Genomic DNA, 15248 nt, shown 5'->3' on the forward strand with positions numbered 1-15248 from the left:
ATTTATTTACGAGTTACTACAATTAAAATACATTTCCTTTGATCTTCTTTCATTTCAAATCTGCAACGAAGTATGTATACATTCTAAGCTCACTCCCATCGGCATCCCAACCGGATTTATACATTTTCAAATAGAATGTCGTATCATCCTTCCACCTGATTTCTTCAATGGATAATTCGCCCTCTATAAAACAACTTGAATACTCTTTCAGAAAATGTCCCGAGTGTCTCTGTCCTATTTTTAAAACGGCAATGCTCAATGTCCCCGATTCATACTCCGGATTCTGATAATACACCATGTACTTGTAATTCACTGAAGGCTCCGGCAGTGAAACACTGTAGTCACCCAGGGATATCAATTTATACTGATCATTCGTGACGCTATCAATCAACATCATCTCGCCAAAACCCAAGCCTTCTGCCGTTGAATTATTTCGAATCGCGAATATTTTCATTCGTGAATTATACCCGAGATACTCACTCCCGCTCCAGCCCGTTTCACCTCCGTAATTCTTATACTCCTTAAACTCAAGCTTCTCCCTTGACGTTCGGATAACGAGATTACCTCCCCTCCTTTCAATATTCGCTTTATAGAATGCATCGCGTGAAGGTATCTTCAGGAAATCACGTTCATTAACAGAATCTATTCGGAATTTTGGAAACCGCTCGTAAATCTCATAGTAACCGATTTCAACTACCTTCGTATCGTCAATATTTTCATCGGAGATTTCGATGATGTTGATTCCTATGTTCTGTGTATTCAGGAAAGCAGTTTCAGGATATATAAAATTGCATGGATCTATAATCAGAAATAGTAAAAGTGCGGCAAATACTGGCATCGTTAACTCCTTATAATTTCCTACTTACACTCAATGAAACCATTAAAAGATTAATCGGTTGTCAATTCCAATTCGTCTAAGGTTCCCCTTACAGTTTTCAATTCTTTTACTCTTTCTTCCTTCACGTCAATCAATGACTCAATTTCTTCTGCCGTCAGTTTTGGTCTCTCAACTTTATATCCATTAAGAACCAGGCTCACAACGGTAACTTTCAATTCCAGATTAAAATCAGAAAGGTTGGGGTTCTCCATAGGATATCTGGAAGCGTTCCACAACCTCGGATTCGTTTCCTGGGTTTCACTCAATATAAGATGTTCATCAAACGACTCCTGTGCGCCTATCAAACTCGTCTCATCTCCGATGGTAATGATTTGGGACTTGATTACTTCTCCCGTTAGGCGTTGCAAAAGTTCAAACTGAAACGTCATCGGTCCTTGCAAGGGCGATGCTCCTATATATTTATACTCTACTTCCAGTTCCGGAACCATCCGGTCAAAAAAGTCAACGCGATTAATTTTGACAGAGCTCACTTTAAACAGATCAAGTCGCTTTTCAATGTTTACAGACTTACCCTTCAGACTGTCCAGCCGGGCTATCTCTCTCGTTGCTTTTTCTATTTCTCTCTTGTTAGTCGCCTTTAAAATATCTTCTGCTAAATCGACAACAGAAGTATAGGTCTGTCCATCTATCATTGACAGGGATATATCATCAAGCGATTTACCTTTATATTCCTCTCTCGAATCCCACTTAAGCCGCATAGCCTCCAGGGCGACAACACGTAACGCTTTCTCCAGGTTTACCCGCTCTCTCTCATCCAATTCATCTTCAACTTTTTTTCGCGAACTATCAAAATCATTCCCATCCAATTTTTCCTGGCACGAAGCCATCATCAACAAGATAAATAGTACTATACTCCTTCTCATATTTTCAGATTCTATTCATTATGATATCTAGTAATCAAGTTCAAATCGCCTAAGTCTTATTGCATCATTGCAGCACTAAGTATTACTTCTTTACGATCACACTTCAATCCTCCAGGGAAGATTGCTGTACAATCTCTTGCAGGCACTCATTGTAATCGAAGTGCTCAAAACTGGTTGCTGATTTTAGCTGTATAGGCCAGGTGGCATTTTCGGAGGGCATGTCTTCATCCATGGTATGGATAAGAATTTCCTTTACAGTTCCTTTGCCCTCCGTTGTAGCCAGATACGTAAATGAACTGTGAGAACCTGCGCCCATAAAGTAACCCGTCAGTTCATGCAACGTCATCCGGCCATCCTTCCAGGCGTAGTCGAAATATATATGCCCGTTCGGGCCGACCGCATATAAATCGAATGAGACTTTACCTTCTTCAATCTTTACCGTTTCGGTATCAAATTGTTTATAGCCATCACCATTATACTCTGCCGGCATAATCGTTTTGCTTTCGCTGAAAATACTGAAGCCGTTTTTCTTTCCCAGGAGTATAATTGCGCTACGCGGAAGATATTTACCTTCGTCACGGTTTGCCTGCAACACCAATACTTTGTCTTTAAAATTATCCTGGTTGATATACCCGGAATCGATATACTGTACCTGGTAATTATATACTTCCAGAAATTCGTTCAGATTGAAATCAGGAATAAGGGCATCACCATGATGAATAGACGTGCTGGTATCGCTGACGGCCGACAATACCGATGGTTCACCTTTTTTCTTTGCAGAGCCAGACTCTTTACCCTGCCAGCACGCGCACAGGTATATCGGCAGCCCTAAGAGCAGGCAACAAACGAGTTTTCTATTAATCATCTTCTCTGAATTCAGCTTTGAGATGTAAAGCTCAGGAAGAAAATGATTTCAATTTAAATGGATATAAATCCGCAGTGATTGATTAAACATTTGCGGCCGGTCATTTCAAATTTGCGCGGGCATACCCAACGCTTTTTACCGGGAGTGTAAGCAGTACAGAGGTTCCGTTATTGGTTGAATTGATTTCAACGTGTGCGCTTGTCTTGTTTTCTCTTGCCAGAATTTCAAGTCTTTCCCTGGCGATCGTTCCTGAAAGTGATTGACGATCGGCAGCACTTTTCGATGCACCGATACCTTTACCGTTGTCCATCACCTTCACCTGTAACTGCTTTTCTTTGAGCAAGATCTCCAATACAATTCTGCCATTGCCGGAACGATTGCTAAAGCCATGAATGATGGCGTTCTCGACAAACGGCTGTATCAGCATGGGCGGTATTAATATCGTTGACGTGTCCGTATCCGGCACAGCGATCTCATACGAGAAGCTGTCTTCAAAACGCATCTGCTGCAAGCTCAGGTAATTTTCAAGTGCTTCCAGTTCTTCACTGAGCGGAACATAGTTCTGCCTGCTAAGTTCAAGACTGCTGCGGAGAAGTCGGCTAAACTGGTTGAGGTATTTTATCGATTTCTCCTTCTGATCAAAGCGGATAAAACTTTGCAATGCGGATAGTGTGTTGAAGATAAAGTGAGGTTCCATCTGTGTTCTTAATAGCTGCTGCTGCAGTAAAGTTCTTTCCTGTTCCTGTCTTTGTTTTCGCTGGCGTTGAATAAAGAAAAGCAACACGATCCACGAAGCTGCCAGCAACACTACCAACCCGATAATATATAGCAGCAGTTTGTTCTTTTGCGTAGTGGTATGGACTGTCTGACTAAGGCTGGTGATCGATTTATCTTTAACCTGAAGCTGGTAAAGCGTAGTCATCTCTTCCGTGGCCTGTATACCGGCATTCTTCAGAATGGCATCTCGTAAATCCAGAAGCCCCTGCGTTTCGTCTTGCGCCTTTGCTATATTGTGAGTAGCAAAATAGTAGTGTGTCTTAGCCTGCTTGTTCATTGCCCTTTCGTAAAAGGACAATGCCTGAGAATATTCCTTTTCAATAAACGCTGCTTCCTGAATTAACACTTCTGCTTCCGGATATTGCCTGGTCTGAACATACAAGTCAATGAGGTTGGCCATGGTGATGTAAACATTCTTCGCAGCACTTATCTTTTGCGGATTGGCCACCAGGTTTTCTTTATCGTAGTCTTCTACCAATTTATAGTAAGGTATCGCTGTACTATATTGTGTGGTGAGTGAATAATAGTTCCCGGTATGTTCATTTGTAAATCGCACTTGCAACGGGTCATTCGTTTTGCTGGATATAGTCTGCAACTGCTGCAAATAAGAATGGAGTGAATCAACACTATAGCTCCCGCTTTCGACATACGCTGTAAAAAGTTGAGAATAGGCTCTGAAGCTATATTTATAGTTGTTGTTTGGAATTCTCTCTAAAAATGTAAGCGCCAGCTTGTTCTGTTGAATGGCTTTTTGGTATTGGTGGATTTTGTTGTTGTCCTGGGCCGCGTTGAGGAGACAGATTACTTTTGCGAGCGGTTTACTTCGCAGCGAATCATCGCTCATGATAATGGCTGCTGATTTATTGAAATAATAACCAGCCTGATAAAATTTACCTTCCGATTCTGCGATCAGTCCTGCACCGTTATATACTGTAAATTTCACCTCGTTAAGTTCAGGTTCACGTCCTGACAGATCAACGGCTATATTGATGTGATGCCGGGCACTGTCGATCGATTCACGTACCAGATTCTTGGCAATCTGGTAATGTATAAACGCCTGGGCCGGATTGCTGCGTGAGAGGTCTTTCTGCCGGAGTTGTGTGTTCCAAAACTCAAGCTTATCAACCTGCTCATGCTGGTCTAAACTATCCGTAAGATTGTTCAGGTTCTCCAAAAGATCTTTAGAAGAAATAGTTGTGGCTACTTCCTGTTTTGGCCGGCACGCGATCAACACAAACAAAAGCGAAACAAAAAAAATCCTGCTCATTATTTCAGCAGGTTTAGCTGGTCGAGAACATATTCCTTTCTGCGGGTAGCAACCGGAATTTCAGAAAGGTCTTTCATCACCATTACTCCTGTCTTCAGGTATTTATCGATAAAATTTTTGTTCGCTATATAGGATTGATGCGTGCGGATAAAGAACTCCTCCGGTAAAAGCTCTTCATAGTATTTCAACGGTTTGGATGCCGTTACGATCCTGTTATTCTCCAAATGTATTTGGGTATAAGAACCTTCACCCGACAAGTACACAATCTCGTTCAACCGGACAATCTGCAGGCAATCCACCGAAGTGACACACAAGTTGGAAGTCATGCTGATAGCTTTTGCATCGCTCTGCTTTTTTGCAATGGAGATCTGGTTGGAATGATCTGACTTTTTTGTTTTGTTCAATCGTTGAATTGCCACCGAAAAATCTTCCTGGTCTATTGGTTTAAGAAGATAATCCAGGGCACCAAACTTGATAGCCTTGATGGCAAAGTGATCAAACGCTGTGACAAAGATGAGATGAAACGCTGGGTCTTCCAGTGCATTCAGAATATCGAACCCGGTACCATCGGGCAACTGAATATCCATCAGCACCAAATCCGGGTTTATATCACGGATGATTTGCAGAGCGCTCTGCACCGAACCGGCTGTTGCCTCAAGCTTCAGACTTTTTTCTCGGGCAACAAGCCACTCCAATTCTTTTCTTACCGCAGGCTCATCTTCAATGATCAAGGTTCTCAACAGGGGCATTACAAACTTTCTTTATCAACCTCAAAACTAAAGAATTCAACGGCAAGTTGGAAAGATCTTGAAAGACGTCTGAAGCGATGTCTTTGATGGGTCAACCTTGACAATCCGGAATCCGGGTTGAGGATTCGTGGCCGAAGGTCGGGTTGGTGTTATCTCCAGTTAAGATGCGGATTATAGCTATATATCACCAGGATCTTCTTTGCTTATTATATCGTACGTATGGGAGGCAGAACCATTCTTTCAAGATAATAAAATTATAGCTATAAACTAAACATCTCAGTAAAAATACCATACATTAAATTTTATACCCTCAGCATGTAAGTCAAATGACACCTAAATATCCCCCAAAAAATTTCGACAAAAGTTATCCTGCTATACATCAAACGTTACCAGCCTTACTATATACATTGTAAGTACGTTTCCCAATCCCCCAATTTTAATTACATGTTCCATCACACATACCTATAGATATAAATATATATCTTCATAAATACGATTCTATATCTATATAATATACCTATATTCACCTCTATAAAACATATTTTCAGCCGGAGCGCCATAGACGTAGAAACAAAAGGTATATTAAATGTTGAAACACACAGAAAACAACGACCGTAATAAGTATATAATTTTCGCAGAGCTTGTGCAGATTTTTTAACAGGAAGGGCGTGACGTAAAACTCACGCCTTTTTTTATGATAGCTTACGGATGCGCTACAGAACAGAGCACTTAAATGAATAACCCTATATCAACCTAAACTTAATAACCTATATGAATAATTCCTCGTGAGTTCCGAGCGCGTATACTTCTGTCCCAGGTGATAAGAAGATAAAAGGTGCCTGCCACTCCGACTGCCATCGGGCAGCAGGCTGTTTTAAAATAATTAGACAATCATTTAAAACATTTTCTTACTTATGATTTTAACTGCTACAAACGTAGAACGGTATTATTATGTCCTCAAATTAAATATTCTATCAACACTCGGTACATTCACTCACCTGGCAAAAGCCTCGCTCTTTTTCATTGCGCTTTTTGCGTGTAGTGCAGTTAACGCACAAAACACTAAAACAGTTTCGGGTACTGTAACCGACAATGAAGGTGTTCCGATCCCCGGTGTAACGGTTTCAGCAAAGAAGTCCGGAGCAGGAGTCAATACAGATGCTCAGGGTAAATTCACGCTCCAGGTTCCTGAAACAGTCACGCATTTAGTATTCTCCATTATCGGGTATGCATCGCAGGAAGTAGAGGTACCGGCATCCGGAGATATAGCGATAAAACTTCAGGAATCATCCAGTCAGTTAGAGGAGATTGTCATCATCGGGTCACATGCCAGTGGAAGAACCGTATTGGAAACGCCTGTGCCTGTCGATATCATTGATCTGAAGGAAATATATAAAACCACCCCCCAGATATCCATCAGCCAGATATTGAATTATGTAGCACCATCGTTCTCATCAAACGCTCAATCTATACAGGATGGTACGGATCACATTGACCCGGCAAGCTTACGCGGAATGGGCGTGGATCAGGTGCTGGTATTAATAAACGGTAAGCGCCTGCACCAGACTTCACTGGTAAATTTTCAGGTTGGCCCGGGTCGCGGCCAGGTTGGTACAGACTTGAACCAGATTCCGGTTTCAGCGATATCTAAAATTGAAATCTTACGCGATGGTGCTGCCGCTCAATACGGCTCGGATGCCATTGCCGGTGTAATCAATATTATATTGAAAGAGTCAACGGGTGTGGTTGAAGTTTCTGCTACAACGGGGGCTTACTTCACAGGCGATAAAAGTCTGAAAGAGCAGGATAAAAATTACGATGGCCAGCAATTCCTCACTACATTCAACTATGGGATTCCGCTAAATGCCAACGGTGGCTTTATCAACTTCAGTGGTTCGATTGAAGACCGGAAAAGAACGAACCGGGCTTCTGATTATGAAGGAACTATATTTAGGGATTACAACGCGACTGATGGTAATGGAAACCTTCTCTATGATATCACACAGTTCTCCACAGACGCAACGGATGATAATGCGTTAGCCTACTTTCAAGCGAACAATTTAACCGGTGCCGACATTACCGATGCAGAATTGGCAAGAAGAGGAACCACGCGCAGAGATTATACCATGTATGTAGGCCAGGCACAGCTGAGAGATGCCAAAGGCTATTTCAATGCTGTACTTCCGATTAACGAGAATTTTGAATTCTATTCTTTCGGAGGTATAGGATTTCGTCAGGGTCGATCTTCCGGGTATTCACGTCTTCCGTCCAATCCTTCGCGATACCTTCCGGAAGTATATAAAGATGGTTTCCTGCCACACATCAATTCGAAGATCGCTGACAAGACTTTTGCTGTAGGTATACGCGGTACTGCAGGTACATGGAAAGTAGATTTCAGCAATATATATGGATCGAATCAGTTTCTGTTCTTCATCGATCAGTCCATTAACTTTTCACAACTGACCGCATCTCAAACCAGCTTCGATGCCGGTGGACATTCCTTTAGCCAGAATACAACAAACTTTGACCTCAGCCGGAAATTCGATGTGATGGAAGGACTGAACATCGCGTTCGGAGCGGAGCACCGCTATGAAAATTTTAAAATCATTGCAGGTGAAGAAGCATCGTGGCGAAACTATGGATTGGATGCCAACAATCAGCCGACCGTATTTCTCAGAACTCCTACCCTTGATGCTAACGGAGATATAGCAGTCGATACACAGATTCGTCCCGGAGGTTCACAGGTATTTCCCGGTTTTAAATCAAATGTAAATCAGTATCGAAACAGCTATGCGTTCTACGGAGATATAGAGTTGGATGTAACTTCGAAATTCCTGGTAGGCGGTGCTATACGTTACGAAAACTATAGCGACTTTGGCAGCACTACAAATTTTAAAGCGGTATCCCGTTATAAGCTGAACAACAACTGGACTGCACGCGCTGCCTTTAACACGGGCTTCAGGGCACCTTCGCTACACCAGGTATATTTCCAGACTACCACTACGCAGTTGGTGAACGGTACATTATCGGAAGTGGGTATATTTTCGAACACCAGCAAGCTGGCCCAGATATTAGGTCTTCCTAAATTAAAAGCAGAGCAGTCGAGAGGCTTTACCGGTGGTATCACAGGAACCTTTCTCGATAATTTCAGTCTGAGCATCGACTACTTCTACATCAAGGTAAAAGACAGAGTTGTATTTACGGATGCTATATCCGGAGACCCTGCAGGAACACCGAGCCAGCAGCAGATCTATAATTTACTGCTGCAGGCCAATGCTTCTGTAGCACAGTTCTTCGTAAATGCAATAGATACCAAGACACAGGGATTGGATGCGGTGCTTTCGTATGCAGACCGCCTGGGAAGCGGATCGTTGAAAGTTGATCTGGCGGCTACATTTTCAAAAACAAAACTCGATGGAGATGTAAAAGTGCCGTCCACATTTGAAGGAAATGAAAGCTTCTTCTTCCCGAAGAGCAGCAAGACTATATTGGAAAATATATCGCCCGTGCAAAAGCAAAATCTGATTTTGACCTATGCATTGAACAACTGGAATTTCTTCCTGCGCAATGTACGGTTCGGAAGTGTAGTAGATCCGAATATAGCCGATAATGATGGTAACTATATGAAGTTTGATCCTAAAATTGTTACCGACCTCTCGGTAAGCTATAGCATTACAAAAGCAATTCAGTTAACAGTCGGTTCCAACAACTTGCTGGATATATACCCAACAAAGGTAGACAAGAACAAATATCCCGGTGGCTATGATGACGGACGCTTCCGTTATCAAAATGCTGCTTCTCAATTCGGATACAACGGACGTTTTCTTTTTGCCCGTTTAAATCTGACACTGTAAACGAGTTTCCGGTTATTACTATATAAAAGAGGCTGTCTCAAAAAATTGAGACAGCCTCTGATTTTTATCCGCACCCGCAACCCCATCATCATAACATTCCGATAGAATTCAGTAAACATTGTCCGGTCTCTTGAAATGCAGTGGTCGTGAAATTCAGTCGAAGCTTCTTTTTTCATTTTCTGGCAGGTTTGTTCTTACTAACTCGTGCACTCGCGGGCGAAGTATTTTTTTCACCGGGGCCTCTACCCGGAGGCACTCAACCACCTGCAACAAGCGGAGACTATATATGGGCTTTCTTCACAAACAGACTTTGCATCATGTAGCCACGACTTACATCAACAATTTCTATAATCCAAGCAACCTGAAATCAGTATAGCAACGAGAGAGACTTATCCAACCTATATAATCAGCGACTGACACATTGGATGTATACTAATATCGAGAACAGTCAATATGGATATCGTACCTGCAAACAATCGATCCTACACGGCAGGTGATTTTTAAGTCAGAGACAATCATTGCTTTGTGTTCTGCTTTCATTTTCTCATGATCAGCGGCAAGCCACGCAAAAAACCACGGCACCGCCCCAGGCAATAGCAAAATAGTTGAAGATCGTATCTCAGTATACTTCAGACAGACCTTTTTACATCGAAAGAGGTCTATTTTTTTGTTGATACACAGCGGCATATGCTAAATTGGATTGTGTCTAAGGATAGCACGGAAACAACGCCACCTCTATACGCGCGACAACTTCATACCTATAAAACAAACCTTCCGGGGCGCACAATAGTATTATCGGTTGCCTTCCTGAACCGTGGATTTAATAACAAATGCCGTCAGTTCCACCATCTTACCCTCGCGAAATCGCCATACATCGCAGTATGCGTAATGAGCATCTCTCCCGTCTTCGTCCTTCACGGTTATGCTGCCGAGTGCTGTAACGAAATCATCCTCAGCGATTAAGTTCGTGACCTTGAACCTGGGCGGTGCCTTATAGGTCTCTGCTATCCACAGACGAACGGCTTCTTTCCCGCGCAAGGTCTTGTCGCCTACAAATGTCCATACCGTATCGTCCGTGCAAAACAAGAGAAACCCTTCATAATCACCTGCCGTAATGACTGCGTTAGCCTTCGTCAATATTTCTTTATTAGTCTCTGGCATCGAAAAATCTTTATGTTTCAAATTGCGTATAAGGTGAAACCATTTACGCTGATATTAAATTATGTTGAATTCCGTATGAAGATTAATCACCTAAAACTATACCATGCGTCTGGGCTCCCCAATCTGTTGACCTATAGTGCATTCTTTTTGATTGAGACTTCTGAGCAACATCAATATATATAGATTGAAAGCTGTCGGATGATGCATTAAAAATCATTTCCGGAATTTATATTTGCCGGAACCGCTGCCGAGAATATAGACAATGATGTTCTTATATTTGAAGTTGTAAGCAATACATTAAACAACCCAAATGCACATATGAGTTTACCGTTTATTGAAATCATAGAAGCCACCACTCCCGATCCGAATCTTTTAATGTGGAAATTTACTGACGAAGACAAAGAAATTAAAAACGGTGCAAAGCTCACAGTACGAGAATCTCAGGTAGCTGTTTTTCTTAATGAAGGTCAGCTTGCAGATATTTTTCAGCCGGGACTTCATACACTAAGCACTGAAAACATTCCCGTTATAAGTCGCCTGAAAGGTTGGAAGTATGGATTCAATAGTCCGTTTAAAGCCGATGTATATTTTGTAAATACCCGACAGTTTGTAAATAACAAATGGGGAACACCTGCACCGATCATGATGAGAGACCCGGAGTTTGGTCAGGTGAGAGTTCGTGCCTTCGGTACGTTCGATATTCAAATCAAAGACCTTGCTGTGTTCTTTCGTCAATATGCCGGATCGTACCAGACCTTTACTATTTTCGAATTACAACATGAACTGCGGGATTTCATTGCACCCAAATTCGGAGAAGTCTTAGCACAGCAAAATATATCGGTAAAAGATATAGCAGGTAACGTTACTGAACTCGGCAAGAAAATAGAACCATTCCTGAAACCCTATTTCTCGCAATTTGGAATCGAGCTGATTTCGTTTACCATTACAAGTGTAACACTACCGGATGAAGTCTCTGCACACTATGACAAGATAACCAATATGAACATGGTAACTGACATGGACAAGTTTACCAAGTTCAATACTGCGCAGGCCATAGGTGAAAAAGGAACCGCTTTAAATGAAGCTACTACGAATGCTATAGCTATGGGAATGATGATGAACCAGGTGAAGCAAGTCAATCAACCACAGGACGACATAACCTCGAAGTTACAAAAACTGAAAACACTTTTTGAATCCGGCCTGATAGACGAAGCAGAGTATAAAGCAAAAAAAGCAGACCTGATCGATAAACTATAAAATCGAAATGAGCGAAAATAAAAAAACTCTTTCGCTGCTGGAACGAATGAAACAAAAGGCAGTGGAGCAAAAATCGTATGGAGGAGAATATATTGAAGAACCTGCAAAAGTTAATGCAAGAACCTGTCCTAACTGCGGAGCCGGAAGAGCGGAACAGGATGGATTAACACATTGTGCTTACTGCAGCTTTGAATTTCTTTCGGTGAAACTTACCGATGGCATCAACATCAAAAAAGACGATAACTCTCAAAATATTTAAACCGTGTCAGGACTTTTTAAGAACGCATCTGAAGACAGTCGAATAATTGTTGTAAGAAAAGAAATGAATGAAACCAAGGAACGCTTCTTTTCATTCATTGGCAAACTGGAAGACAAACTAAGAGAATTTACCGCTGCATCTATACCTGAATTGTCGGAACTAAATAATACAGACACCGATCAATTCAAGCGGGGCTATCACCGAATGAAGTCTGCGGTGCTTGGACAATTGGACAGCATTCAAAAAAAAGCACTGGATGTCAAGGAAGAAAAAATTGCCGGCTTCCCCTACTCAAGTAACGATCACGAAATTTCAAGAGTATACCACGAATTCAGAAACGAATGTTACGATCGTTTTTTTCAATTCGAAGCGCTATATGCCCAATGCCGCCAGGACGTAGAAGATACTTACGCGGAAGACTTTGAAGCGCAGTATCAAAAAATTCTGGATGAACATGAAGCGATCAAAGACAAGTTCCGGTGCAAGCAATGTGGAAGCCCTATAACTATTGATAAACTATATTTCACAACGACCTATATTACTTGTCCGGCCTGCCAGACTCGCAACACATTTGAACCGAGTACACAAGCGAAGATGCTGGAACATATCGGACGAAGTTTAGCAGAACAAAGAACAAGTCATTTACTAAAAGAACATGATGAGATTCCAAAAAAAACTCAAGCGCTATACTTGCAACGACATGACCTCGAATTGAGTCTCATCCATGAAAATGACAAGAATATCATTGAACAGAAAAAAGCCGAGATACAGGCAATCGAAAAACAGCAGCAGGAACTTGAAAGTATACGCCCCGCTCTGTACCAAAATTACCTGCGGGCCATGTTTGATGAATGGAACAAGATTAATCCGGCATTGGCTGACGAGCACGAAAAATTTTACATCCGATTACTAAACGACTATCAGAAATAAATCAAATTCAAATTATGAGCAATCCGCTATTAGAACCTATTCACGGAATATCGTTGTACGACTACGCAGCAGTATCTGCAAAAATGGCTTCAGGTATAGATCCAAAAGAAATTTACAAAGCATTGGGAATCGAACCTGCTGTATTTGAAGAGGCTTCTGCGTTGTGGGTAACCCGAATGCAGGAAGACAGTACGTTTGAGGTAACTATACTCTTCGGGCAATACTTTTCAGAAGCAGATAAACATCCGAAGCTAAACGGACTTCAGGCTGAAATAAGTGAAGAAGGAAAAGCCAATCTCGAAAAACTTAAAACCGATCGTTACTTCTACGAAGAGTTGAACGGAGCCCGACAAGCCGCTTACGAGTATGGCTATGATGGAGCGCAGTGGATACAGGACAACTTTGGAATTTCGCTAGGTGATTTTCAGGCTATAGCTATGAAATGGTCGGAAGTACAAGCTGCAGAAATACATACAAATACTGACAACATTCACCATTTCGTTGACTACCAGCAAAAGAAACAAGCTGAGTATGCAGCAAAATTTGCATCTGAACAAGGCGGCAATATCGCTGATGATGTTGAATTCTGATATACTATAAATAAATCGCAATAATTGAAAAGCCTGAAGTCGCAATGACTTCAGGCTATATATTTCAAAAATTTTTTGACGTATTATAATTTACTTTTGCCTAAAAAAAATCGGAATGAAAGAGCAACTCACAACTTTATTAAAGAAGTTAAAAGAAGATTCACTCCCGTTTAAAGACGTGATTGAATTTATAGAAACTTACTATCAACATCAGCCAACGGCCTTTAAAAATGGAGACCTGCGTAATGAGGCAACCCAAAACCAAGGGAGTGCAAAGGTTTTTACTTTCGCGCAGCTAAATAAGCTAAGCAAAGAGGATACGTTAAATTTATTTGCAGAGCACTATAGATCGGTATTAAAAAACCCTGATGGAACCGATCACCAAAATATCAGGCAGTTTATGATCCATGGCTGGCCGGGGATAATTTTTGAAGGACAAGCTCTGCTTGCCAGGTAATCCCCGGATTAGTCCATGCGTTTGCCATGGTAATAACCGGCACATCGGAAACGTTTTTTATACAGTCTGGTAACTGCCGCATTTCACCCTGATAGGGTACACTCAGCAGTCCCTGGTCGGGTATATCTGTATTCTCGATGAACGCAACGACATTCTCTGATTCGAAATGATATAATTGTCAATGGTAATGTTATTCCTGTTTATTCTTTAACAGTCCCATCAACTCAAAAGCACCTCGCGTTACAATCACGATGTCTTCATCCTCAGGCTCTGATAGATCTATAGGTATGAGACTGCCGGAACTGTTTCCTGTTCTGACGGGTACCGCCCGGAACACATTACTTCCCGATGAAACAAAGATGTAATTCTTTCCTTCGTAATTGGCAATAGCCTCCATCGGTACAACATTCTCTGTATCCGATGCTGTTTCAATACGGGCCGTTACAAACATTCCCGGAAGCAATGATTGATGTTCACGGTTCATATCACAATGTACCTGCACGGTGCGGTCTGCGCCAATCTCCTTCCCTACCAGATAAACCGATGCATCATAACAAGTCGTGTCATTGGCCAAGTGGAAAGTAACTTTTTGTCCGGTCGAAATTTTGTGAATGTCTTTTTCATATACCTGAAGCTCCACATGTATATGTTGCAGGCTTACTATTTTAAACAGCACATCGGTAGCTGTTACAAACTGGCCGGTGCTGACATTTACCGTTGTAACAAAACCGTTAACAGGTGAACGCAAAGCAATTGTAGAACTGATTTTCCCATTCTGAAGCGATGCCGTTGAAATATGAATCATCGCCAGCTTCGCTTCCAGTCCATTCACGATCGCCTTCATACTTCCGTATTGAGCCTTGGATTGCTGCAATGACTTCTGTGCGTTCACATTTTCCCGGGCCAACTCAACCTGGCGCTCATATTCCTTTTCGAGAAATTCAAGTTTACTAACGTTATCCAGATAATCCTGCTGCAGCTGTATATATTCCTGATTTTGAAGAACAGCCAATACATCGCCCTTTTTTACCGGCATACCCGGAAGTATATATATAGCATTAACAAAGCCGCCCCATGGCGGTGAGATTATCGTTACATTCTGAGGGGGCACATCCAGTTTCCCGTTAACCGTGATACTCCCGGCTACAGGTCTCCGCTCCATCTTGCCGAGTACAATGTTGGAAGCTTTATACTGGACCGAAGTAAGTTTCACAACATTGCCTTGCAATGAATCTACAGAAGTATATTGTTCTGACGGTGGCTTGCTTGTGCAGGCAGTCAGAAGTGAAACAGCAAATATGAATAAGACTATATTTTTCAT

Annotated in this window: 13 protein-coding genes; 6 read left to right on the forward strand and 7 right to left on the reverse strand. The window is 41.9% G+C overall.

Features of this window, described 5'->3' with window-relative positions; all coding sequences use genetic code 11:
- Nucleotides 1-49: 49 nt before the first annotated feature.
- From ACFQ21_RS25635 to ACFQ21_RS25655, 5 genes are all read right to left on the reverse strand, one after another.
- Nucleotides 50-838: a hypothetical protein gene (locus ACFQ21_RS25635; RefSeq protein WP_377584308.1), complete on the reverse strand. Its 789-nt coding sequence runs from the start codon at nt 836-838 to the stop codon at nt 50-52.
- 50 nt (nt 839-888) lie between these two features.
- Complete coding sequence (locus ACFQ21_RS25640; RefSeq protein ID WP_377584312.1) at nt 889-1761, reverse strand: DUF6694 family lipoprotein; 873 nt, start codon at nt 1759-1761, stop codon at nt 889-891.
- Between the two features lie 103 nt (nt 1762-1864).
- Nucleotides 1865-2626 (reverse strand): hypothetical protein, encoded by a 762-nt coding sequence (locus ACFQ21_RS25645; protein ID WP_377584315.1) that lies wholly within the window; start codon nt 2624-2626, stop codon nt 1865-1867.
- A 100-nt stretch (nt 2627-2726) separates the two neighbouring features.
- Nucleotides 2727-4670 (reverse strand): sensor histidine kinase, encoded by a 1944-nt coding sequence (locus ACFQ21_RS25650; protein ID WP_377584318.1) that lies wholly within the window; start codon nt 4668-4670, stop codon nt 2727-2729.
- Nucleotides 4670-5419 (reverse strand): LytR/AlgR family response regulator transcription factor, encoded by a 750-nt coding sequence (locus ACFQ21_RS25655; protein WP_377584321.1) that lies wholly within the window; start codon nt 5417-5419, stop codon nt 4670-4672. Before ACFQ21_RS25655 ends, ACFQ21_RS25650 begins: the two co-directional genes overlap by 1 nt.
- A 914-nt stretch (nt 5420-6333) precedes the next feature.
- Here ACFQ21_RS25655 and ACFQ21_RS25660 point away from each other — a divergent pair.
- Nucleotides 6334-9273, forward strand: coding sequence for a TonB-dependent receptor (locus ACFQ21_RS25660; protein WP_377584324.1), 2940 nt, complete (start codon nt 6334-6336; stop codon nt 9271-9273).
- A gap of 792 nt (nt 9274-10065) precedes the next feature.
- Here ACFQ21_RS25660 and ACFQ21_RS25665 read toward each other — a convergent pair.
- Entirely contained in the window at nt 10066-10434 is a 369-nt protein-coding gene (locus ACFQ21_RS25665) for a nuclear transport factor 2 family protein (RefSeq protein ID WP_377584327.1), read from the reverse strand.
- 318 nt (nt 10435-10752) lie between these two features.
- Here ACFQ21_RS25665 and ACFQ21_RS25670 point away from each other — a divergent pair, with 318 nt between their 5' ends.
- The 5 genes from ACFQ21_RS25670 (at nt 10753) to ACFQ21_RS25690 (ending at nt 13927) form a co-directional block, all read left to right on the forward strand.
- A complete protein-coding gene (locus tag ACFQ21_RS25670; RefSeq protein WP_377584330.1) occupies nt 10753-11691 on the forward strand; it encodes an SPFH domain-containing protein in 939 nt (312 codons plus the stop codon).
- A 7-nt stretch (nt 11692-11698) separates the two neighbouring features.
- On the forward strand, nt 11699-11950 hold the full coding sequence (locus ACFQ21_RS25675; protein WP_377584333.1) for a hypothetical protein: 252 nt from the start codon (nt 11699-11701) through the stop codon (nt 11948-11950).
- Between the two features lie 3 nt (nt 11951-11953).
- Nucleotides 11954-12880 carry a hypothetical protein gene (locus tag ACFQ21_RS25680; protein WP_377584336.1) on the forward strand — a complete coding sequence of 309 codons (927 nt, stop codon included), beginning with the start codon at nt 11954-11956 and terminating at the stop codon, nt 12878-12880.
- A gap of 14 nt (nt 12881-12894) precedes the next feature.
- Complete coding sequence (locus ACFQ21_RS25685; RefSeq protein ID WP_377584338.1) at nt 12895-13470, forward strand: DUF6620 family protein; 576 nt, start codon at nt 12895-12897, stop codon at nt 13468-13470.
- 115 nt (nt 13471-13585) lie between these two features.
- Entirely contained in the window at nt 13586-13927 is a 342-nt protein-coding gene (locus ACFQ21_RS25690; protein WP_377584340.1) for a HopJ type III effector protein, read from the forward strand.
- A gap of 190 nt (nt 13928-14117) precedes the next feature.
- On the opposite strand, the gene ACFQ21_RS25695 is transcribed toward ACFQ21_RS25690, so the two are convergent.
- A complete protein-coding gene (locus ACFQ21_RS25695; protein ID WP_377584343.1) occupies nt 14118-15248 on the reverse strand; it encodes an efflux RND transporter periplasmic adaptor subunit in 1131 nt (376 codons plus the stop codon).

It is taken from the genome of Ohtaekwangia kribbensis (genome assembly GCF_042676245.1).
GTDB classification, from domain to species: domain Bacteria; phylum Bacteroidota; class Bacteroidia; order Cytophagales; family Cyclobacteriaceae; genus Ohtaekwangia; species Ohtaekwangia kribbensis.

Bases quoted from the DNA above. Each gene is read 5' to 3' on its own strand.
- ACFQ21_RS25635 (WP_377584308.1), bottom strand. From the start codon at position 838: ATGCCAGTATTTGCCGCACTTTTACTATTTCTGATTATAGATCCATGC.
- ACFQ21_RS25640 (WP_377584312.1), bottom strand. From the start codon at position 1,761: ATGAGAAGGAGTATAGTACTATTTATCTTGTTGATGATGGCTTCGTGC.
- ACFQ21_RS25645 (WP_377584315.1), bottom strand. From the start codon at position 2,626: ATGATTAATAGAAAACTCGTTTGTTGCCTGCTCTTAGGGCTGCCGATA.
- ACFQ21_RS25650 (WP_377584318.1), bottom strand. From the start codon at position 4,670: ATGAGCAGGATTTTTTTTGTTTCGCTTTTGTTTGTGTTGATCGCGTGC.
- ACFQ21_RS25655 (WP_377584321.1), bottom strand. From the start codon at position 5,419: ATGCCCCTGTTGAGAACCTTGATCATTGAAGATGAGCCTGCGGTAAGA.
- ACFQ21_RS25660 (WP_377584324.1), top strand. From the start codon at position 6,334: ATGATTTTAACTGCTACAAACGTAGAACGGTATTATTATGTCCTCAAA.
- ACFQ21_RS25665 (WP_377584327.1), bottom strand. From the start codon at position 10,434: ATGCCAGAGACTAATAAAGAAATATTGACGAAGGCTAACGCAGTCATT.
- ACFQ21_RS25670 (WP_377584330.1), top strand. From the start codon at position 10,753: ATGAGTTTACCGTTTATTGAAATCATAGAAGCCACCACTCCCGATCCG.
- ACFQ21_RS25675 (WP_377584333.1), top strand. From the start codon at position 11,699: ATGAGCGAAAATAAAAAAACTCTTTCGCTGCTGGAACGAATGAAACAA.
- ACFQ21_RS25685 (WP_377584338.1), top strand. From the start codon at position 12,895: ATGAGCAATCCGCTATTAGAACCTATTCACGGAATATCGTTGTACGAC.
- ACFQ21_RS25690 (WP_377584340.1), top strand. From the start codon at position 13,586: ATGAAAGAGCAACTCACAACTTTATTAAAGAAGTTAAAAGAAGATTCA.
- ACFQ21_RS25695 (WP_377584343.1), bottom strand. From the start codon at position 15,248: ATGAAAAATATAGTCTTATTCATATTTGCTGTTTCACTTCTGACTGCC.